Source organism: Desulfonatronospira thiodismutans ASO3-1 (assembly GCF_000174435.1).
In the GTDB taxonomy this organism is placed as follows: domain Bacteria; phylum Desulfobacterota; class Desulfovibrionia; order Desulfovibrionales; family Desulfonatronovibrionaceae; genus Desulfonatronospira; species Desulfonatronospira thiodismutans.
This window is the reverse complement of record NZ_ACJN02000002.1, coordinates 976,067-994,231: the sequence shown is the minus strand read 5'-3', so window position 1 is coordinate 994,231 and position 18,165 is coordinate 976,067. Positions and strand designations below refer to the sequence as shown.

27 protein-coding genes, 1 tRNA gene and 1 pseudogene are annotated in these 18,165 nt (G+C 52.9%); 16 read left to right on the top strand and 13 right to left on the bottom strand.

Features of this window, described 5'->3' with window-relative positions:
• The first annotated feature begins 24 nt into the window (after positions 1–24).
• Complete coding sequence (locus DTHIO_RS10760) at positions 25–549, top strand: type 1 glutamine amidotransferase domain-containing protein (RefSeq protein WP_008870326.1); 525 nt, start codon at positions 25–27, stop codon at positions 547–549.
• 318 nt (positions 550–867) lie between these two features.
• Here the strand turns inward: DTHIO_RS10760 and DTHIO_RS22970 are convergent, their stop codons facing one another.
• The 4 genes from DTHIO_RS22970 to DTHIO_RS10745 form a co-directional block, all read right to left on the bottom strand.
• Positions 868–1,179 (bottom strand): PIN domain-containing protein, encoded by a 312-nt coding sequence (locus DTHIO_RS22970; protein ID WP_083803976.1) that lies wholly within the window; start codon positions 1,177–1,179, stop codon positions 868–870.
• Positions 1,142–1,294, bottom strand: a complete 153-nt coding sequence (locus tag DTHIO_RS22060; protein ID WP_208596411.1) for a PIN domain-containing protein — start codon at positions 1,292–1,294, stop codon at positions 1,142–1,144. Before DTHIO_RS22060 ends, DTHIO_RS22970 begins: the two co-directional genes overlap by 38 nt.
• Entirely contained in the window at positions 1,281–1,517 is a 237-nt protein-coding gene (locus DTHIO_RS10750) for a DUF6364 family protein (protein ID WP_008870325.1), read from the bottom strand. Before DTHIO_RS10750 ends, DTHIO_RS22060 begins: the two co-directional genes overlap by 14 nt.
• 178 nt (positions 1,518–1,695) lie before the next feature.
• Entirely contained in the window at positions 1,696–1,902 is a 207-nt protein-coding gene (locus DTHIO_RS10745; protein WP_008870324.1) for a hypothetical protein, read from the bottom strand.
• A gap of 52 nt (positions 1,903–1,954) precedes the next feature.
• Here DTHIO_RS10745 and DTHIO_RS22700 point away from each other — a divergent pair, with 52 nt between their 5' ends.
• The 4 genes from DTHIO_RS22700 (at position 1,955) to DTHIO_RS22965 (ending at position 2,932) form a co-directional block, all read left to right on the top strand.
• Positions 1,955–2,086: a hypothetical protein gene (locus tag DTHIO_RS22700; RefSeq protein WP_008870323.1), complete on the top strand. Its 132-nt coding sequence runs from the start codon at positions 1,955–1,957 to the stop codon at positions 2,084–2,086.
• Between the two features lie 167 nt (positions 2,087–2,253).
• On the top strand, positions 2,254–2,511 hold the full coding sequence (locus DTHIO_RS10740) for a hypothetical protein (RefSeq protein WP_008870322.1): 258 nt from the start codon (positions 2,254–2,256) through the stop codon (positions 2,509–2,511).
• Positions 2,508–2,825 carry a PIN domain-containing protein gene (locus DTHIO_RS10735; RefSeq protein WP_008870321.1) on the top strand — a complete coding sequence of 106 codons (318 nt, stop codon included), beginning with the start codon at positions 2,508–2,510 and terminating at the stop codon, positions 2,823–2,825. The genes DTHIO_RS10740 and DTHIO_RS10735 overlap by 4 nt, the downstream gene beginning before the upstream one ends.
• Positions 2,792–2,932: a PIN domain-containing protein gene (locus tag DTHIO_RS22965; protein ID WP_083803987.1), complete on the top strand. Its 141-nt coding sequence runs from the start codon at positions 2,792–2,794 to the stop codon at positions 2,930–2,932. The genes DTHIO_RS10735 and DTHIO_RS22965 overlap by 34 nt, the downstream gene beginning before the upstream one ends.
• Positions 2,933–3,168: 236 nt before the next feature.
• Here DTHIO_RS22965 and DTHIO_RS10730 read toward each other — a convergent pair.
• Positions 3,169–3,254: transfer RNA gene (locus DTHIO_RS10730), tRNA-Leu, on the bottom strand.
• A gap of 226 nt (positions 3,255–3,480) precedes the next feature.
• Between DTHIO_RS10730 and DTHIO_RS10725 the strand changes: the two genes are divergently transcribed.
• Entirely contained in the window at positions 3,481–3,708 is a 228-nt protein-coding gene (locus DTHIO_RS10725; RefSeq protein WP_008870320.1) for a hypothetical protein, read from the top strand.
• Positions 3,695–4,378: a PHP-associated domain-containing protein gene (locus DTHIO_RS10720; RefSeq protein ID WP_208596402.1), complete on the top strand. Its 684-nt coding sequence runs from the start codon at positions 3,695–3,697 to the stop codon at positions 4,376–4,378. The genes DTHIO_RS10725 and DTHIO_RS10720 overlap by 14 nt, the downstream gene beginning before the upstream one ends.
• 31 nt (positions 4,379–4,409) lie before the next feature.
• Here DTHIO_RS10720 and lpxC read toward each other — a convergent pair whose 3' ends face one another.
• The 4 genes from lpxC to rpmE all read right to left on the bottom strand — a co-directional run bounded on the left by lpxC (position 4,410) and on the right by rpmE (position 7,911).
• A complete protein-coding gene (gene lpxC / locus DTHIO_RS10715; protein ID WP_008870318.1) occupies positions 4,410–5,333 on the bottom strand; it encodes a UDP-3-O-acyl-N-acetylglucosamine deacetylase in 924 nt (307 codons plus the stop codon).
• A gap of 202 nt (positions 5,334–5,535) precedes the next feature.
• The gene (gene prmC / locus DTHIO_RS10710) at positions 5,536–6,453 is read right to left on the bottom strand and encodes a peptide chain release factor N(5)-glutamine methyltransferase (RefSeq protein WP_161598663.1); all 918 of its coding nucleotides are present in this window, start codon (positions 6,451–6,453) and stop codon (positions 5,536–5,538) included.
• Positions 6,404–7,474, bottom strand: coding sequence for a peptide chain release factor 1 (gene prfA / locus DTHIO_RS10705; protein ID WP_008870316.1), 1,071 nt, complete (start codon positions 7,472–7,474; stop codon positions 6,404–6,406). The genes prmC and prfA overlap by 50 nt, the downstream gene beginning before the upstream one ends.
• A gap of 227 nt (positions 7,475–7,701) precedes the next feature.
• Positions 7,702–7,911: a 50S ribosomal protein L31 gene (rpmE, locus tag DTHIO_RS10700; RefSeq protein WP_008870315.1), complete on the bottom strand. Its 210-nt coding sequence runs from the start codon at positions 7,909–7,911 to the stop codon at positions 7,702–7,704.
• Between the two features lie 238 nt (positions 7,912–8,149).
• Between rpmE and rpsB the strand changes: the two genes are divergently transcribed.
• Genes rpsB through tsaB form a run of 9 tightly spaced genes read left to right on the top strand, consistent with a single transcriptional unit; the run spans position 8,150 to position 15,489 of the window.
• Positions 8,150–8,944, top strand: a complete 795-nt coding sequence (gene rpsB, locus DTHIO_RS10695; RefSeq protein WP_008870314.1) for a 30S ribosomal protein S2 — start codon at positions 8,150–8,152, stop codon at positions 8,942–8,944.
• A 4-nt stretch (positions 8,945–8,948) separates the two neighbouring features.
• Positions 8,949–9,551 carry a translation elongation factor Ts gene (tsf, locus tag DTHIO_RS10690; RefSeq protein ID WP_008870313.1) on the top strand — a complete coding sequence of 201 codons (603 nt, stop codon included), beginning with the start codon at positions 8,949–8,951 and terminating at the stop codon, positions 9,549–9,551.
• A 60-nt stretch (positions 9,552–9,611) separates the two neighbouring features.
• A complete protein-coding gene (gene pyrH / locus DTHIO_RS10685; protein WP_008870312.1) occupies positions 9,612–10,331 on the top strand; it encodes a UMP kinase in 720 nt (239 codons plus the stop codon).
• 3 nt (positions 10,332–10,334) lie between these two features.
• Positions 10,335–10,889, top strand: coding sequence for a ribosome recycling factor (gene frr, locus DTHIO_RS10680; protein ID WP_008870311.1), 555 nt, complete (start codon positions 10,335–10,337; stop codon positions 10,887–10,889).
• 1 nt (position 10,890) lies between these two features.
• Positions 10,891–11,592: an undecaprenyl pyrophosphate synthase gene (uppS, locus tag DTHIO_RS10675; protein ID WP_008870310.1), complete on the top strand. Its 702-nt coding sequence runs from the start codon at positions 10,891–10,893 to the stop codon at positions 11,590–11,592.
• The gene (locus DTHIO_RS10670) at positions 11,589–12,392 is read left to right on the top strand and encodes a phosphatidate cytidylyltransferase (RefSeq protein ID WP_008870309.1); all 804 of its coding nucleotides are present in this window, start codon (positions 11,589–11,591) and stop codon (positions 12,390–12,392) included. Before uppS ends, DTHIO_RS10670 begins: the two co-directional genes overlap by 4 nt.
• A gap of 32 nt (positions 12,393–12,424) precedes the next feature.
• Complete coding sequence (gene dxr / locus DTHIO_RS10665; RefSeq protein WP_008870308.1) at positions 12,425–13,633, top strand: 1-deoxy-D-xylulose-5-phosphate reductoisomerase; 1,209 nt, start codon at positions 12,425–12,427, stop codon at positions 13,631–13,633.
• A gap of 39 nt (positions 13,634–13,672) precedes the next feature.
• Entirely contained in the window at positions 13,673–14,740 is a 1,068-nt protein-coding gene (gene rseP / locus DTHIO_RS10660; protein ID WP_008870307.1) for an RIP metalloprotease RseP, read from the top strand.
• Positions 14,741–14,769: 29 nt separating this feature from the next.
• Positions 14,770–15,489: a tRNA (adenosine(37)-N6)-threonylcarbamoyltransferase complex dimerization subunit type 1 TsaB gene (gene tsaB, locus DTHIO_RS10655; RefSeq protein ID WP_008870306.1), complete on the top strand. Its 720-nt coding sequence runs from the start codon at positions 14,770–14,772 to the stop codon at positions 15,487–15,489.
• A 26-nt stretch (positions 15,490–15,515) separates the two neighbouring features.
• Here the strand turns inward: tsaB and DTHIO_RS23105 are convergent.
• From DTHIO_RS23105 to DTHIO_RS10640, 4 genes and pseudogenes are all read right to left on the bottom strand, one after another.
• Positions 15,516–15,632, bottom strand: a pseudogene (locus DTHIO_RS23105) (PIN domain-containing protein); the annotation flags it as partial.
• Between the two features lie 36 nt (positions 15,633–15,668).
• Positions 15,669–15,884 carry a UPF0175 family protein gene (locus DTHIO_RS10650; protein ID WP_008870305.1) on the bottom strand — a complete coding sequence of 72 codons (216 nt, stop codon included), beginning with the start codon at positions 15,882–15,884 and terminating at the stop codon, positions 15,669–15,671.
• A 107-nt stretch (positions 15,885–15,991) separates the two neighbouring features.
• On the bottom strand, positions 15,992–17,245 hold the full coding sequence (locus tag DTHIO_RS10645) for a transcription antitermination factor NusB (RefSeq protein ID WP_008870304.1): 1,254 nt from the start codon (positions 17,243–17,245) through the stop codon (positions 15,992–15,994).
• Positions 17,229–18,134, bottom strand: a complete 906-nt coding sequence (locus tag DTHIO_RS10640; protein WP_008870303.1) for a DUF116 domain-containing protein — start codon at positions 18,132–18,134, stop codon at positions 17,229–17,231. The genes DTHIO_RS10645 and DTHIO_RS10640 overlap by 17 nt, the downstream gene beginning before the upstream one ends.
• Positions 18,135–18,165 lie beyond the last annotated feature (31 nt).

Sequence of the window (18,165 nt, the reverse complement as noted above, 5' to 3'; positions counted from 1 at the left end):
CAGATGCAGAAAAAGGAGATCGCAATGGAACTCAAAGGCAGAAAAACCATGGTCATGGTGGAACAGATGTACAACGACTATGAATTTGTATATCCCTATTACCGCCTTCTGGAAGCCGGGGCCCATGTGGATGTGGTAGCTCCCGAGGCCAAAAAGACCTACCCGGGCAAGGGCGGAACCACGGCAACTTCCTCCCTGGCCGCCAAAGACGCCGTCCCCGGCGATTACGCCGGGATAGTCATCCCCGGAGGATTCGCCCCGGACTTCATGCGCCGGCACGAGGCAATGGTAAACCTGGTCCGGGAGATGTTCAATCAGGGCAAGGTAGTGGCCGCCATCTGCCACGGCGGCTGGATGCTGGCCTCGGCCAGGATTTTACAAGATAAAAAGGTGACCTCGTTTTTCGCCATCAAGGACGACCTCATCCATGCCGGAGCCAACTGGGTGGATGAAGAAGTAGTGGTGGACAAAAATCTCATCACCAGCCGCACACCAGATGATCTGCCTGCCTTCATGCGCGCCGCCTTAGAAGGCATGAGCAGGATATAAGCTTCTTTCCCACGCGATACCCAGCCACCTGCCTGAACAAGTTTCAGGCGGGTGGTTCTCTATAAAATGCCCCGCATTGCCTGTCCATTGTGGCGAAGCAGCAAATTTTGAAAAGAGACCTTAAGTAACTGGATAAATAATACTCGGCTGCCAGTGCTTGACTGACTGTATCAATTCAGCGCTTTGCTTGAAGCATAAGTAATTGTACACTCTCAGGGGGCACTCAGTTGTAGTTCCTGGCACAAAATCTGGGGACAGTCCCGCCAGAGGCGTGATTCCGGCACACCCTGAATGGTTACAAAAGACAGATACTCCTGGTCACCGAAACGGATTATGCACGGTCACTTTATTGTAAACCTCTCCCGCTTTCAGATCCTCGGTGAGCAAAATGTTGCACCGTGCTCTTTCCGCAGCAGCCAAAATCAGTGCGTCCCAATAAGAGATACTGTGCTGCATATGGATAGCTATTCCCCTCTCCACCAGCAGGCAATCCATGTCCACGGCTGGAACTACACTCAAAGTCTGGATGATTTCCAGGGCTTGCGCAGGAGCAAGGGGCTCCTTTATCTTTTTCGTGACCACAACAAAAAACTCACTCAGCACCTGGGGGGGATAAAACGATATTTTCATCCTTTATACCTCGCCTCAGGATCTGCCGGGCAGTCTCCCTTTTATGGGGCTCATGCCGGTCATAGGCATAAACTACCACATTGGTGTCGATGAAGCATTGGTCAGGAGTGCTCATACAGATCCTCCCTGCTCCATTCTCTCCTGCCCATGTCCCGGCTGTGGCGCTCAAAGGTCTTTTCCAGCCTGGACAGCGCCACTGCTTTCTTTTCATCTTCCAGTCTGGCCAATGAAACCAGATACTCTCTCAACATCCGGGTCAAGGTGGTATTTTTATCAATGGCCACCTTGCGGGCTTTTTTGATAACTTCGTCATCTGCCTTGAAAGTAATATTGCTCACGTCATCCTCCCCGGCAATAAATTTTCTGCCCTTAATAAGGTTATGCCTTTTTATGCCCTATTGCATGCCCAGATGTCAAGGATGGTTGCGTGGTTGTGACAACCAAAAATTGACCACCAGAGGCGGAACCGTCTGATGGACCGCGCATGAGTTGAGTTTTTAGGATATGTAAAAGACCTTAATCCCATCTTGACCACTTTCCAGCTTTATAGTCAGATTTCACCCTGTCCAAAAATTCCTGGCCTCTGCCACCCTGCGTAAAATTTCTTTCAATCTCATGATCCCAGACTTTTGCTTCATAATCAGCAAACCACCTGAAAAGACGGCTTTTTTCAGAGTCAGGTAAAGAGAGTATTTCATCCTGAATTTTCTCTACTGTAGTCATAGTCATGTCCTCCATTTTTCTAAAGAAAATGTTAAGTCCCCCAGGTATAAATATGCAATATAAAAAGTTTGAGTTGAGTATAGTTCCTGGTGAGCCTTTCAAGGCCAATCTACCTGACTTTGAGTACATGCTCTTTGATTGCATACAGGAAGATCTGAACGTTTACGACTTGGAGCCTCAATGAAAAGACCCGAGCAACATGGTGTGCTTCCTGCAACATATTGTCTTTCAAGGTCGTATGAAGCGACACACTGAACGGGAAATGATGCCTAACATGGCCATTGACTCAACACCGGGCAAGATATATCATACACCATAAATTACCATCCTGGTTCACCAAGGAGGCTAGTAATGAAATCCATTACCATTCACAATCTTGAAGACCCTCTGGATACTTTGATCCGGCAAAAGGCCAAAAGCGATGGGACCAGTCTGAACAAGACAGTTAAGAATCTCTTGGCCCAGGCCCTGCAAGTGCCCTCTCAGGGGGAGCAAGAGCGCAGAAAGGATTTTCTTGAGCTTTTCGGCGTCTGGTCTGAAAACGATGAGAATGAATTCCGCCTGCGAACCCGGGAGCTGGATCAAGTTCACCAGGAAGACTGGCAGTGAACAAGATTTTGCTGGATACCAACGCTTACACCGCCTTTTTAAGGGGCAGTTATCAGGTACTCGATGCCCTGGGACAGGCTGAAATAGTTTTTGTATCAATTATTGTCCTGGGAGAGCTCGAAGCGGGATTCAAAGGGGGCAGCAAAGAGGAAATCAACAGGGATTTACTTCGGCGTTTTCTGGCCAAGCCTTCGGTTCGGGTACTCAACGCAACTTTTCCAACAGCCATGATTTTCGGCCGGATTAAGTCCGAGCTAAAACATGCAGGCACCCATTACCCATCAATGACGTCTGGATCGCGGCACATGCCATAGAGACCGAAGCCACACTGATAAGTTACGATAACCATTTCAAAAAAATTAGCGGCCTCATGTGCTGGCCAGTGATTTCTGGTAACCATTCAGGTAATCCTCGATGTTGATTGCCGGCACTCACGCCTCTGGCGTGACTGGAGACTGTCCCCGGGCCGGTACTTGCCCCCAGAGTGGTTCCCCTTAAGGCATGGATATTGACATGGTAATTGTGTTTGCAGAAATGGTAGCCAAAAACAAATTTTATGTTAAGATTTTATTGAAACCTATTACTATATGCTTACTTGCAAAAAATAAGGGTTAGAGCCTATACTGACCAGCAAGCCCTAACCCTTTGATTTTATTGTGGTGCCGGGGGAGGGATTCGAACCCTCATGGGCAAAGCCCGCGGGATTTTGAGTCCCGTGCGTCTACCAGTTTCACCACCCCGGCTTATATTAAAAACTAATCCATGAGGTTCTGCTCAGTCAAGCGATTTTTAAAGCCTGCAGGTCTCGACAAACCCCATGACCTGGACTATATCTTATAACAGCAGCAAAATCTTGCATTTTTTATGCACAGGCTCCATAATTACATCAGCTCATGACGGTCCTTCGCTCAATGGCTCATGAGCCCTGGCCTGTGTAGCAGCAAGTCAAACCACTCAACCGGAGTTTAAATGCTCAACGAAAAGTTTTTAAGCGACCTGGAAAAATATATCAAATCCGGGGAACTGGAAGAGGATTTCGAATGGTCCTCAGAAGAACGTCGCATGGAGATACTTGATTACCTGGAAAGGCTCATGGACCTGGCCGAGGCTGCCGATGAAACAGCAACCAGAATCATCTTCAAGAATACGGGGCTCGGACAGATGTTTGATTCCGGAAAAAACGATGAAAAAGGGTAAAGACCTTACTGATGAGGTGATGAAAATGCCCTTTTTATTCGACCTGCATGTCCATTCCCTGATCTCCCCCTGCAGCATGCTTCCCCTGGAGGATATCCTGGCCGAGGCCCGTTTACTCAATCTGGACGGAGTGTGCATTACCGATCACAACACTACCCAAGCCAGGCACCAGATCCGGGAGGGGGTTCAGGATGACGGGCTTTGCGTGATTGTAGGACAGGAGTACTCCAGCTTAGATGGCCATTTTTTGATTTTCGGCCCTCACGAAGAATTTGAACCCTACCTGCCTGCCCCGGAGATAACCCGGCGGGTAAACCGGGCCGGCGGGGTGATAATAGCCTCGCACCCCTACAGGGCAATGCAGAAGGTGGATGAAAAACTCGTTTCCAGGGGGATAATCAGCTATGCTGAAGGATTAAACGGCAGAAACTCCGAACTGGAAAACTCCCTGGCTCAAAACTGGCAGGAAAAGCACGGGATCAGCCTTACCGGGGGTAGTGACGCCCACTGCCTGGAAGAACTGGGCAGAGTAGGGACATTATTTACAGAGCCCGTCCGCAGCCGGGAAGACCTGGTAAAGGCGCTTAAAAACAGGAATTTCAGACCGGCACGCAATCCGAATTACAAACAGTTGGTGCACTGGCTGGAATCTTATGGCGGGGCCGTCTGAGCCTGCCAAGGGGCGCGGGGCTTTCACCCCATCAGGCCCAGGCAGGCTGAGGCTGATGCGCTGCCTTAGGTTCGTACTCGGGGACTGCTATTTCCTGGCCGCCGAAATCCACCTGGTGCAGATAGTCGTCCCTGTTTTCATCCAGAAATCTTAGAAAAGAATTGTTGAAGGAATGCCCGGAACAGTGGACCTCGAATGATCCCCACAGGGAAATACCCATCAGGCTCATGTCTCCCATGAAGTCCAGAATCTTGTGCCGCACAAGCTCATCGCTGTAGCGAAGGCCGTCTGGATTGACGATGCCGTACTCGTCAAGGACCACGGCATTGTTCAGGGTGCCGCCTAAAGCCAGTCCCTGGCTCTGGAGCTTTTCCACGTCCTTTAAAAACCCGAAAGTTCGGGCCTTGGCCAGAGATCTTACAAAATGCTGCGGGTTCTGCTCAAACTGGTAGGACTGACTGCCCACCATGGGATGAGAAAAATCAATGGTGTATTTTATTTTGAGCCCGTTGTAGGGCATGGCCTTGATCCAGCGCTGGCCGTTTTTGTAAACTATGGAGCGGCTAAGTCCCAGCACGCGCCTGGGCAGACGCTGCCTGCGAATGCCAGCTGTACGAAGGAGAAATACAAAGGAAGCTGCGCTGCCGTCCATTATGGGCAGTTCATCGCCTTCCACCTCGATGTACAGGTTGTCGATGCCCAGACCGGAAACCGCGGCCAGCAGATGCTCCACCGTGGATATGGAGACATCCCCGTTGCCTATGGTGGTGGCCAGCTCAGTTGATTTGACCGAGTGCGGACTGGGAACCAGCCTCTTGGAGCCATCCGGACCTTTATGCAGAAAAACAAGACCTGTATCTTCCTCGGCCGGACGCATGTGCAGGCTGACCCTCTCTCCGCTGTGCAGTCCGACTCCTGAGCATTTGACATCTTTTTTGATTGTTTGCTGCCTCATTCAAACTTCCTCCTGAAAAGGCAGCTTTGCAAAAAAAATGCCTATACCCGCCACCTGCAACGCACTGAAATAACAGCCTTTAAATTTCATGCTTGTTTTACTGTTGTGTTTTTTTTGCAAAATCCTGTTCCTTTTAAGCATCAGCTCTACCCCTACAGCGAAACTTATAAAATATATATCGTATCTCAATTTCGCTGTAGGGCTACTTGCAGACAACAGCCGCCCGGTCCAGCCCGGCAAGGTCCTGATAGATATGACAACTGCTCCAGCGGGAAAATATCCGCCTTACATGATCTGCCTGGGTGCTGCCCATTTCCAGAAAGACCCGCCCGGACCCCCGCAAAAGCCTGGCGGCCTCCTGTTCCAGCCTTTTGATATGTCCAAGGCCTCTTTCCCCTGACAGAAGAGCCTGCCCGGGCTCAAAATTGCGCACTTCCGCCTCCAGCCCGGCAAACTCCCGGACGCTTATGTACGGCGGATTGCAGACTATAAAGTCAAGGCTTTGGGGCTTGATACCCGCACCCATATCCCCCCGGAAAAAAAGGATCCTGTCTGATACCCGGTGCCTGCGGGCATTACTTCGGGCAACTGCTAAAGCTTGCTTGCTGATATCACAGGCCAGACACAGGAACAAGGAAAAATCAAGGGCGATGCATATGCCCAGAATCCCGCTTCCGGTCCCCAGATCTGCGAAAATTTTCTTCTGCTGCCGTGAGTAACTATTGCCCACAAGCTCCACCAACAGTTCAGTTTCCGGCCTTGGAATCAACACCTGCGGGCTCACCTGAAAGTCAAGACTGTAAAACTCCTTGCGCCCCAGGATATAAGCCACAGGCTCGCCCCTGCTTCTGCGGGCGATCAGTTCTTCATAATGTCTGCGGATTTCATCAGATGTCTGATCCTGAAAAACCAGGACCAGCTTTTCAGTGGAAAGATCCAGGGCGTGGGCCAGCAGTACTCTGGCCGACAGGCCGGGGGAATCCACGCCCGCCCGGCGCAGTTCATCCGTGCCCCGGGCCAGCATTGAGGCGATGGTGTTCACAAAAGACAGTATCCGTTCAGGAGGTGTTTTACGCCGCCTGGGCTTCCTGCAGGGCCTGGGCCTGGAAATTCTGGACAAGTGGATCGATAATGCCGTCCAGGTGCCCCTGCATGACTGATTCTAGGTTGTAGAGGGTAAGGTTGATACGGTGATCCGTCACCCTGCTCTGGGGAAAATTGTAGGTGCGTATTCTCTCGGAGCGGTCCCCTGAGCCCACCTGGGCCCTGCGGTTGTCATCGTATTCCCTTTTCTGCTCTTCCTCCATGATCTGCAGAAGCCTGGACCTGAGCACCTTCAGGGCCTTGGCCCTGTTCTTGTGCTGGGACTTTTCATCCTGGCAGGAAACCACCAGTCCTGTAGGGATATGGGTAATTCGCACAGCTGAATCAGTGGTGTTCACACTCTGCCCTCCCGGCCCTGAAGCCCGGAAGACATCCACACGCAGGTCGTTGGGTTCGATGTTTACGTCCACCTCCTCGGCCTCGGGCAGAATGGCCACTGTCACTGCCGAAGTATGCACCCGGCCCTGGGACTCCGTCTCGGGAACCCGCTGCACCCTGTGCACGCCGGATTCATACTTTAGCCTGCTGTAGACCTTTTTGCCGGAAATGGAGGCGATGACTTCCTTTATTCCACCGGTGCCTGTCTCCTGCATATTGAGTACTTCCACCTTCCAGCTGCGCTCCTCGGCATACCTGAAATACATGCGGAAAAGATCGGCTGCGAAAAGAGCGGCTTCCTCTCCGCCTGTACCGGCCCGGATCTCCAGGATAATATTCTTGTCGTCAAGGGGGTCGCTGGGCACAAGCTGTATTTTCAGATCTTCCTCAAGCCTGTCCTTCTCCTCCTGGAGGGTTTCAAGCTCGGCCTGAGCCAGTTCACGGATTTCCGGGTCCCTGTCCCGGGCAAGCTCCCTGTTCTCCTCCATTTCGGACACAATCCGCCTGTACTCGCGGTAGGTGCTCACAATGGGCCCCAGCTCCGAGTGCGACTTGGACAGCTTCCTGTATTTTTCCTGGTTGGAAAATACCTCCGGATCGCTAAGATCCGTTTCTATCTGCATGTATTGCTGTTCCAGCTCATCCAGCTTGGCAAACATATTCAAATCCGTACGGGCAGATTAATATACCCGTTGAAATAACCCCATACTGTACGCGAACCACGCGAAGCGCGTGTCAGGACGCGCGACATCAGTCATGAAACACCCTTCTTCTCCATACCCCATGCTCTATGCCCCATGCCATTCCCCCATCTTCCCAAAAATCCCTCAATTCCTGAATTCCCCAATTCCCCAATTCCTCAATCCCTCAATTCCCCAATCAAACCCTATTTAGCCGTCTGACCATACTTTCTCTTGAAGCGGTCGATGCGTCCGGCAGAGTCGACAAATCTCTGCTGCCCGGTGAAGAACGGGTGGCACTGTGAACACACCTCAACTGTTATCTCCTGCCCGGCAGTGGACTTAGACTGGAATTCGTTGCCACAGGCGCATTGAATCTTGGTTTCGTGCAAAGTGGGATGCAAATCTTTTTTCATGGCTAACCTCCGAAAAATTTGAAAGACCAGAATATATAGAACATCTGCTTATTATTGGCAAGGTTATTTTCCGGCATTTTTCCCGGAGCCGGGGCAAGTTAGTGCTTGCCAGGAAAAAAAAATTATCCTATAAGGAACAGTTTAGTAAAACACACGCCGGGGCGAAACCCTCTGGGTGCTCTTCGCTGTTGAAGAGACGGTTCCCGGGCGGAGGAAAAACCCTAAGGGAGGAATCTTAATGAGTTATGTTACCATGAAGCAGATGCTGGAGACCGGAGTGCATTTCGGTCACCAGACCAAGCGCTGGAACCCCAAAATGAAGCCTTATATCTTCGGTTCCAGAAAAGGCATTCACATCATTGACCTGCAGCAGACAGTGAAGCTTTACCAGTATGCCCACGACTTTATTTCCGACACTGTGGCCGGCGGCAAGAAGGTGCTCTTTGTGGGGACCAAAAGACAGGCCAGGGAAGTCATCAACACCGAGGCCCAGCGCGCGGATATGTTTTATGTCACCAACCGCTGGCTGGGCGGCACACTGACCAACTTCCAGACCATTCGCAAGAGCATCGAACGTCTCAAAACCCTGGAAAGGATGTTTGAGGACGGCAGCGTACACCGTTTTGTCAAAAAAGAAGTGGCCATGATGCAAAGGGAAGTAAACAAGCTCAATGCCGACCTGGGCGGAATCAAAGATATGGATTCCCTGCCGGGTGCGGCATTTATCATCGACCCCAAAAAGGAAGAGATCGCCATAAAGGAATGCCGCAAGCTGAACATACCCATTGCGGCGGTGGTGGATACCAACTGCGATCCCGATCTAATCGACTTCGTCATTCCCGGAAACGACGACGCCATCCGCGCCATCAAGCTCTTTGCCGGCAGCATGGCCGATGCCTGCCTGGAAGGAATGGCCAAGAGGGGCGACAGGGAGCAGCAGGAAGATAAAGCCGCTGAAGCCCAGGAGGCGGAGGCCAAAGAGATGCAAACCGAACCAGAACCTGCCATGCAGGAAGAGCAACAGGAGGAGTAAAAAAATGGTTGACGCCCAGAAAGTAAAGGCCCTGCGGGAAAAAACCGGGGCAGGAATGATGGACTGCAAAAAAGCTTTGCAGGACAGTGGGGGAGACGAAGAAAAAGCCATAACCTGGCTTCGGGAAAAAGGTCTGTCCAAGGCTCAGAAAAGAGCCGGACGGGCCACTTCCGAGGGCTGGATAGGCTCTTATATTCACAGCAACGGCAAGATAGGCGTACTCGTGGAGCTCAAATGCGAAACCGACTTTGTAGCCAAAAGCGACCAGTTTCAGCAACTGGCTAGGGACCTGGCCATGCAGATCGCCGCCACCAGCCCTGTATGCGTAAACCCTGAGGATCTGCCTCAGGAGCTTGTTGACAAGGAGCGGGACTTCTACAAGAGTCAGGCGGAGAAAGAAGGCAAGCCCGAACATATTGCCGAAAAGATCGTTCAGGGACGGCTGGACAAGTATTACAAGGAAGTGTGTCTGCTCAAGCAGGCTTACATCAAGGACGACTCCAAGACAATTGAAGACCTCATCAACGATACCGTTGTTGTTCTGGGCGAAAGCATCCAGATCGGACGCTTCACCCGCCTGGGTCTTGGCGAAGACGTCCAGGATTAGAAAACAGTTCATAACTGGGTCTTCTCAGCAGATGCTGCACCCTAAACCCGGAAAAATAAAATGCCCAAGCTCAAATACCGCCGCGTACTTTTAAAGTTGAGCGGAGAAGCCCTGGCCGGGAATGAACAGTACGGTATTGATCCCGGCACTGTTTCTTCAATCTGCAGGGAGATCATCTCCGCCAGAGAACTTGGGGCCGAGATCGCCCTGGTCATTGGCGGCGGAAATATATTCCGCGGAGTGTCCGCCTCATCCAAAGGGATGGACCGGGCCTCCGCGGACTATATGGGCATGCTGGCCACGGTCATGAATGCCCTGGCGGTACAGGATGTCCTGGAAAAGATGAATGCGGATACCAGAGTCATGAGCGCCATCTCCATGCACGAAGTGGCCGAACCCTATATACGGCGCAGGGCCCTCAGGCATCTTGAAAAAAAACGAATAGTTATCTGCGCGGCAGGCACCGGCAATCCGTTCTTTACCACAGACACCGCAGCCGCTCTCAGGGCCATGGAACTCAAGTCTGACATTATCTTGAAGGCCACCAAGGTGGACGGAGTGTTTGACAGGGACCCGGTTACCAATCCCGATGCTGTAAAGTATGATTCTTTGACCTATATTGATGTTTTGAGCCGACGTCTCCAGGTAATGGATGCGGCCGCTGTCTCATTGTGCATGGACAATTGTATGCCTGTGGCGGTTTTCAACCTTTTCCATCGGGACAACATAATCCGGGTGCTCCAGGGAGAGCAGATCGGCACAATAGTGCAAGGAGGATGACTTATGGATCAAGTACTTGATGATTGCAGAGAAAAAATGGACAAGGCCATCGCCAGCCTGGATAAGGACCTGGCCAAGCTCAGGACCGGCAGGGCCTCGGTTGGACTTGTGGACGGGATCACCGTGGAATATTACGGGACCATGACCCCCTTGAACCAGCTTGCCTCCATATCCATACCGGACAGCCGCACAATCGCCATACAGCCCTGGGACAGAAACGTTTTCTCAGGCATTGAAAAAGCCATCATGAAGTCTGATCTGGGGTTAAATCCTGTCAGCGACGGCAAGATCATCCGCATCAACATCCCCCCTCTCACCGAGGAAAGGCGCAAAGACCTGGTCAAGATGGCCAAGAAATACTCCGAAGACGCCAAGGTGGCCTTGAGAAACGTCCGCAGGGAAGCCAACGACACCCTGAAAAAGATGAAAAACGACAAGGATCTTACCGAGGACGAGATGCACAAGGGCCATGAAGAGGTCCAGAAAATCACCGACAGCTACGTGAGCAAGGTGGACCGGATTCTGGCCGACAAAGAAAAAGAGATCATGGAGTTTTAAACTGCAGGAAACGCTCCCCCGGCACATAGCCATTATAATGGACGGCAACGGCAGATGGGCCGGCAGACATGGACTGCCCAGGGTGGAGGGACACAAACAGGGTACACGTAGCGCCAGAGCCATTGTGGAAGAGTCCCGGCGTCTGGGCATCCAGCATCTGACCCTGTACGCCTTTTCCAGAGAGAACTGGTCCCGTCCCCGGGATGAAGTGGATTTTCTTTTCAACCTTCTGGGGGAATTCTTAAACGGCGAACTTCCCACCCTCATGCGCCAGGATATCCGTCTGAACATCCTTGGAGAAACAGGCGAACTCCCTCTGGCCACCAGAAAAATACTGCAGATGGCCTGCAACCGCACCCGGTCCAACCAGAGCATGCAGCTGAACCTGGCCCTGAACTACTCCGGACGCCTGGAGATACAAAGGGCCTGCCGGCTGATGCAGGAAAAGGGGCTGGATGCGTGCCAGATGGACCCTCGGGAATTCGGGCAGTATCTATACACCGCAGGTCAGCCGGATCCTGATCTGGTTATCCGCACCAGCGGTGAATACAGGATAAGTAATTTTCTACTGTACCAGTCAGCCTATTCAGAATTCTACTTCACTGAAACCCTCTGGCCGGATTTTGACTCCGGGGAACTGCACAAGGCCCTGGAAGACTACCGCCGGAGAAACCGCCGCTTTGGCGGCGTGGAGCCGGTATGAATTTAAGCCCTCACCTGAAAAGAGTTGCAACAGCCATCCTGCTCATTCTGGTCCTGGGCGGGGCAGTCTACATGGGACATGCCGGGATAGCCATCCTGGTGGTCCTTGTATCCCTGCTTGGACTTTGGGAATTCTACTCCCTGTTCTGGTCCGGCAGAGAGAGAATCGTGCTCAAGACCCTGGGATGTCTGGCAGGAGGCCTTTTTCTCCTGGACTATTCCCTGGAAATAACCGGGCATCCGCTGCTTTTTCTGGTTCTCATCTTCTGGGTGGCCTGGCTGGGTTTCCTGGTGGAATACAGCAGGCAGAAAGACCAGGCCAGGCTAAACGACTATATGCTGCTCATTTCCGGCATAGCTTACGTACCCCTGGTCCTGAGCCTGTTTTTCACCCTCAAGGCCCCGGAAATAATCCTGGTCCTGGCGGCTACTGCAGCCTCGGATGCCGGAGCGTTCTACTCAGGATACCTGTGGGGCAACAAAAAGATCTGGCCGGAGGTGAGCCCCAAGAAGACCTGGATGGGAAGCCTGGGCGGGCTGATACTGTGTACGGCCGTGACTCTGGGCCTGGGGGTCTTTCTGGGAAGCGCACTGTGGTGGCACTTTATCATCCTGGGTATACTTTTAAATATAAGCGCCCAGCTGGGCGACTTTTTTCAGTCTTCACTCAAGAGATGGTGCGATGTAAAGGACACGGGTCACATCCTGCCCGGACACGGAGGTGTCCTGGACCGCATAGACAGCCTCCTGTTGCTTCTACCCGTTTATGTGGTATACTCAGTATTCGTGGGCATGTTTTAACACCACAACAGTTCAGACATCCGGGATAAACCTTGCAATACATATCAGACCTTGACCTGCAGTCACGGCCGGATCAACCGCGACACCTGGCCATTATGGGCTCCACCGGCTCCATAGGCACCAGTGCACTCAAGGTTATCCGGCAGCACCCGGAAAAATTTCGCATAATCGCCCTGGCCGGGGCCAGAAACATAGAACTTCTGGCAGAGCAGGCCAACGAGTTCAGGCCGCAGTACCTGGGCGTACTTGAAAAGGACCTGGCCTCGGGGCTCAAAAAAAAGCTTGCTTCCGGCTACAGCCCGGAGATACTTGCAGGCACTGAAGGCTACACCCGCCTGGCCTCTTTGCAGAATGTGCAAATGGTTCTTTCAGCCATGGTTGGGGCTGCCGGTCTTATGCCCACCTTAGAGGCCGTGGACAAGGGCAAGACTGTTCTTCTGGCCAACAAGGAATCCCTGGTCCTGGCCGGGCATCTCATCCGCGCCGGGTGCGAAAGGACCAGGGCGGTCATCCTGCCGGTGGACTCGGAGCACAATGCCCTTTTCCAGGCCCTGCAGGGGCACGGAGCAGGCGAGCTGGACTCGGTGATCATCACTGCCTCCGGCGGACCATTCTGGGGGCGCAAGGCCTCCAGCCTGGAGGATATGAAGCCGGAGCAGGCCCTGGCTCACCCCAACTGGTCCATGGGGGCCAAGATAAGCATTGATTCAGCCACTATGATGAACAAGGGCTTGGAGCTCATAGAGGCCCACCACCTTTTCGGCATGCCCATGGACAAAGTCCGGGTGCTGGTGCATCCCCAAAGCATTGTCCACGCCCTGGTTCAGTTCTGCGACGGATCAATCCTGGCCCACATGGGAGTACCGGACATGCAGATGCCCATCGCCCACTGCCTGGGCTATCCCCGGCGGCTGGACCCCGGGCTCGAGCCCCTGGACCTGGCCGCATGCACCGAGCTTGGCTTTTACAGGCCGGACCCCGGGGCCTTTCCCTGCCTGGAACTGGCAGTGGAAGCCATGAAAAGCGGACCAAGCTACCCGGTGGTTCTCAACGCCGCCAACGAGATCTGCGTGGAAAGTTTTCTGACCGGCAGGATAGGTTTCATGGACATACCCAGGATAAATTCCAGGGCCCTGGAGGAACATTGCCCGACAGCAGTTGACAGTCCCCGGGAAATTCTTAATCTGGATCATCAAACCAGACAAAGGGTAAGTGAACTTGTCCTGCAGCCTGCTGGCTGAAAACCAATTTAACCAAGACATACTCAAAACAGAACAATCATGTTTACAAGTGCTATAGCCATAATCCTGGTCCTGGGACTGCTCATCTTTTTTCATGAACTGGGTCATTTCCTGGTGGCCAGGCTTCTGGGGGTGGGAGTATCCACCTTCTCCCTGGGGTTCGGCCCCAAGCTCTTCGGCTTTGTCATGGGCAAGACCGAATACCGTCTTTCCGCCGTGCCGCTGGGCGGGTATGTACATCTTGTGGGGGAAAGTGAAGACTCGGAACTGCCCGGGGGTTTTACTTCCCAGGAAAGTTTCGCCAAAAGACCTCCCTGGCAAAGGATCCTGGTAGTTGCTGCCGGACCTGTTTTCAACTTTGTCCTGGCCTGGTTCATCTACTGGGGGCTCTTTTTTGCCCATGGACAGATGCAGATGTTGCCCCAGATAGGCGATCTGGCCGACGACGGCCCGGCCATGGAGGCGGGACTGCAGTCTGGAGACCTGGTACTGAGCATCAACAGCCATGAAGTGCAGTACTGGGAGGACCTGGTCCAGCACATCCAGCGAAACGAGGGTGAACCCCTGGACCTGGAAGTCCAGCGCAATTCCAGCATAAAGGAATTCACCCTGGTCCCCAGAATGGCGGTCCAGGAAAACATATTCGGCGAGGAGATAAAGACCCCGCAGATCGGCATCGTGGCCTCGGGCGAGACGGAAACCATATCCCTTGGTTTTATAAGTGCAGGCAAGGAAGGCCTGTCCCAGACCTGGATGCTCATCAAGCTCACGGTGGAGGGTATCAAAAAGCTCATTGAGCGTATTATCCCCCTGGACACCATCGGCGGCCCCATCCTTATAGGTCAGCTGGTAAGCGAACAGAAACAGGAGGGCATGGTCAATCTGCTGGCCCTTACCGCCCTCATCAGTATCAACCTTGGGCTGATAAACCTCCTGCCTGTACCGGTGCTGGACGGCGGGCACATCCTTTTCTACACCATAGAAATGATCACCCGCAGACCGCTGAACGAGCGCATGCGCCAGGTAGCCACCAGGATCGGAATACTTTTCATACTTTCCCTCATGGCCTTTGCCATAATAAACGATATCCTGCGGCTGGTGGGTTGATACACTAAGGCAACTGATCCGGTTTACACATGTACCTGATAATCAATTGCGCTGAAGGCGATCTGCAGATTATCCTGGGAAACAGTGAAAGGCTCTGGTTCTCCAGCAGCCTGTACGTACCCGGACGGGCCATGAAGTACATGGCCCCGGGCATAGAATGGGCCCTTGGGTCCCTGGAAATGCAAACCCATGAATTACAGGGCATTGCCTGCGTATCCGGACCCGGGTCTTTTACCGGGGTGCGCATGAGCCTGGCTCACGCCCTTGGACTGGCCTGCGCCCACAACATCCCTCTGGCAGGGCTGAGCTTCATGCAGGCCCTGGCTATGGGGCCCGGACCTCTTATTCAGGGCACCCTTCTGGTCCTGGTACACTCCCGGCGTGAACAGGTATACGCCCAGGCTTTTTCCTGCCCCGGCCTTGCTGTCTCCTCTCCTGCAAAGAACCTGCACCTCTCGGAACTAAAAGACCTTTTATCCGCATACCCCGATCCAGTCTATCTGACAGGCAGCGGAGTACGCCGGAATATGGACTTTTTTCAACACTACAGGTCCGCTGTCCTGCCCCGGCACTGGGACGTGCCCGCACCCCACAACCTTTTGCGCATGTCCCTGGAGGCTTCATGGGATACGGCCCTGCCCGCTCCGGAATACCTGCGGGCTTCCGAGGCCGAGGAAAACCTGGCCCGCATCGCCGCAGGCCGCGGCCTGGACCTGGACCAGGCCAGAGAATACCTGCAGCGGGAATAAACTGGAAAATAAAACTGCTTGCTTGCCACTTCATAAAAAACAGCACCGGGGATAAAAATTGTGCCGTATAGATGTTTCAGGATAGACAGACGTCCAATTCTGGAGAGATTGACCAGTGGCGAAGAATTGCTGACCACCTTCATAAGCGACCCAGCTTTTTAAGATTTTGCATATCTTCATCAAAATCTTTCAACATCATAGTGGATGTTAATTCCGCGATGGCCCAGAAGCTGCTGAAATGACCAGACGTTTAACCCCGTGAGTTCCCTGGCCTTGCCAAAAGAAATTTTGTTTTGCTGATATAGAAGAATGGCAAGCTCTCTTTTCAGTTCCTCTGGAGTGGTGCGGGCTGAATGCAGTACTTCCCTGGGGATTTCAATGCATACATTTTCCATGTTTTCCTCCAATCATAAATGAAATCAGCAGCAGAATATACCCTGTAAACTGACAAGTCCACAAGAAAACCTGAAACACGTAAGTATGCTTTCACTATTATAATGTCCTACCTTCGCTGCAGCCTTGCCCCGAAGAAGAACTCCCCCAGGTCTTCGTCAGCTCCAGTGCCGTAAGTCTGCAGGCACTCAAAGTCTTTGTGTTTCTTTAGAAAATCTGTCACCTGCTCCTGGTTTTCCTGTCTGCTCAGGGTACAGGTGACATAGATGAGCTGGCCTTTACTGGGCAGGACATTGGCGGCGGCAGCAAGCAGTTCCTTCTGGACGCGGCAAAAGTCCAGCACATCCCGGGGGCTTCGCTTCCACTTGGTGTCCGGTCTTCTGGAGAGCACCCCCAGGCCGGTACATGGAGCATCCACAAGTACTGTGCCGGAACTTTTCTTCAAAGGCGGGCTTTGCCCCTGGGCTGCAAACACCTGCACTTGCACCTGCTCCAGGAGTTCCTTTTTCAGCCCGGCCAGTCTGGGCAAATAATTATCACTGGCCCAGACCTGCAGGCCCTGGCTGCTCATGAGCATGGTCTTGCCGCCCCGGCCGGCGCACATATCCCACACAGGAGACTTCCAGTCCCCCATTCCCAGTTCCCAGAGGGTCTTTTGCCCGGCAAAGCTCTGTCTGACGACCTTTTTGTTTTTTTCAAGGTCTTCCAGGCCGGGATAATTATCCCTTAAAAGTATAGAAGGGCCAATGCGCTGGAGCACATAATGCTCATCCAGGCGGCCTGCATCTTCTCCCGGGGCGAGCCTTACGCCTGCAGCCGGTTTCTGCAGGCTCTGCTTCAGGTATTCACGGGCCATATCAGTCCCGTAGTCCTTTTGCCAGAGCTTTACTACCCACTCCGGGCAGGAATAAAACCTGGACAAAAAAAGCATTTCTCCGGGATGATCCTGCCTGAAAAAATCCGGATCAAAGGCATCTACTCTGCAGCATTTGCGCAGGACTGCATTTACCAGGGAGGACATGCGGGAACCGAATCTCTTGCGGGTCAGGGCAACGGCCCTGGAAACAGCAGCATAATCAGGGATGCGCTCCAGAAAGAAGATCTCATATGCAGCCAGGCCCATCAGGACCCTGATTTTCCCGGACAGCCCGGCCGGAGACTTTAAAAAGCAGTTCAGCACAAAATCCAGGCGGCCCTTGTAGCGCAGATAGCCATAAGCCAGCTCAGTGGCCAGGGACCTGTCCCTTAGGTCCATTTCCGGGTCCAGGTTTCTGTCCAGGACCATCTGCAGGTCCCGGCCGGGCCGCAGGGCATCAAGAACCACGTTCAGGGCGACAGCGCGGGGATCACTTGCCTGGGGCATTTTTCAGACTGATCTCTGAGAGTTGTACTCTGCTTTCGGTAACCTGCTCTGACCCATCTGCACCGCGCCTGCTGCTCTTACTGTCCTGCATCGGGACATCAACAAACTTATCCAGAGCCAGTCTTACATGCTCCAGGGTCACCCTGGTATCCAGGCAGGGACCTTTGGGACGTTCGTTCAGGACTCCGTAGACAGGTATGGGGTAGGCATCCTGAATGCCGCTGGAGAGGTCGCGCTCGCAGGCCACGGCCACAATGAGCCTGGGCCGGATATTGACCACAATCCTTCGGGCTATGGTGCCGCCGGTGGCAATAGCCATATGCACTCCGTACTCGCTGCTTAAATCAAGAAGTCCGGAGATACTGCATTCACCGCACCTTTTGCAGTTGTTTACATTGTAGGTGAGCCTGCGGCTGCAGATGCTGTTCTGCAGGCAGTGGGGCATGAGCATGAGCACCTTGTCCGGGGGATATTTGCGGCTTTCGGACAATACAAGTTCATTGTTCACCTTGATGAAGGAGGCCCGGATCTTCTGTTTGGGGATGCGCAGGAGCCTGCCGAAGATGGTCATGAGCGGCAGGAAAAATTTTATGCTGATGCCCCGCAGGTTCCTGGAGTAAAGAACCGGGCGCTTGAGCAGAATGTTCAGGACCAGACCCAGGGATACCCAGAAGATAAAACCTATGGCCAGAGCCACCACCGTGCCCATAACCCACGGTGCCCAGGGATGAATACTGTCCAGTCCTACGTAAGGGATATACCACAAAAGAAGCAGGATCAGGCATACAAGGACGGATGTCCCGGTAATAAGTCCTATGAACAGCCTCTTTCTGGCCTCAAAGGAATCCTGGATTTCCTTCTCCAGAAAATTCTGGCTTTCTGTGCTCATCTTATATTTTAAAAGCTATGGGTTGTAAGCA

Coding starts and splice junctions, on each gene's coding strand:
- DTHIO_RS10760 (WP_008870326.1), top strand. CDS start 25: ATGGAACTCAAAGGCAGAAAAACCATGGTCATGGTGGAACAGATGTAC.
- DTHIO_RS22970 (WP_083803976.1), bottom strand. CDS start 1,179: ATGAAAATATCGTTTTATCCCCCCCAGGTGCTGAGTGAGTTTTTTGTT.
- DTHIO_RS22060 (WP_208596411.1), bottom strand. CDS start 1,294: ATGAGCACTCCTGACCAATGCTTCATCGACACCAATGTGGTAGTTTAT.
- DTHIO_RS10745 (WP_008870324.1), bottom strand. CDS start 1,902: ATGACTACAGTAGAGAAAATTCAGGATGAAATACTCTCTTTACCTGAC.
- DTHIO_RS22700 (WP_008870323.1), top strand. CDS start 1,955: ATGCAATATAAAAAGTTTGAGTTGAGTATAGTTCCTGGTGAGCCTTTC.
- DTHIO_RS10740 (WP_008870322.1), top strand. CDS start 2,254: ATGAAATCCATTACCATTCACAATCTTGAAGACCCTCTGGATACTTTG.
- DTHIO_RS10725 (WP_008870320.1), top strand. CDS start 3,481: ATGCTCAACGAAAAGTTTTTAAGCGACCTGGAAAAATATATCAAATCC.
- DTHIO_RS10720 (WP_208596402.1), top strand. CDS start 3,695: ATGAAAAAGGGTAAAGACCTTACTGATGAGGTGATGAAAATGCCCTTT.
- lpxC (WP_008870318.1), bottom strand. CDS start 5,333: ATGAGGCAGCAAACAATCAAAAAAGATGTCAAATGCTCAGGAGTCGGA.
- prfA (WP_008870316.1), bottom strand. CDS start 7,474: ATGTTTGCCAAGCTGGATGAGCTGGAACAGCAATACATGCAGATAGAA.
- rpmE (WP_008870315.1), bottom strand. CDS start 7,911: ATGAAAAAAGATTTGCATCCCACTTTGCACGAAACCAAGATTCAATGC.
- rpsB (WP_008870314.1), top strand. CDS start 8,150: ATGAGTTATGTTACCATGAAGCAGATGCTGGAGACCGGAGTGCATTTC.
- tsf (WP_008870313.1), top strand. CDS start 8,949: ATGGTTGACGCCCAGAAAGTAAAGGCCCTGCGGGAAAAAACCGGGGCA.
- pyrH (WP_008870312.1), top strand. CDS start 9,612: ATGCCCAAGCTCAAATACCGCCGCGTACTTTTAAAGTTGAGCGGAGAA.
- frr (WP_008870311.1), top strand. CDS start 10,335: ATGGATCAAGTACTTGATGATTGCAGAGAAAAAATGGACAAGGCCATC.
- DTHIO_RS10670 (WP_008870309.1), top strand. CDS start 11,589: ATGAATTTAAGCCCTCACCTGAAAAGAGTTGCAACAGCCATCCTGCTC.
- rseP (WP_008870307.1), top strand. CDS start 13,673: ATGTTTACAAGTGCTATAGCCATAATCCTGGTCCTGGGACTGCTCATC.
- tsaB (WP_008870306.1), top strand. CDS start 14,770: ATGTACCTGATAATCAATTGCGCTGAAGGCGATCTGCAGATTATCCTG.
- DTHIO_RS10650 (WP_008870305.1), bottom strand. CDS start 15,884: ATGGAAAATGTATGCATTGAAATCCCCAGGGAAGTACTGCATTCAGCC.
- DTHIO_RS10645 (WP_008870304.1), bottom strand. CDS start 17,245: ATGCCCCAGGCAAGTGATCCCCGCGCTGTCGCCCTGAACGTGGTTCTT.
- DTHIO_RS10640 (WP_008870303.1), bottom strand. CDS start 18,134: ATGAGCACAGAAAGCCAGAATTTTCTGGAGAAGGAAATCCAGGATTCC.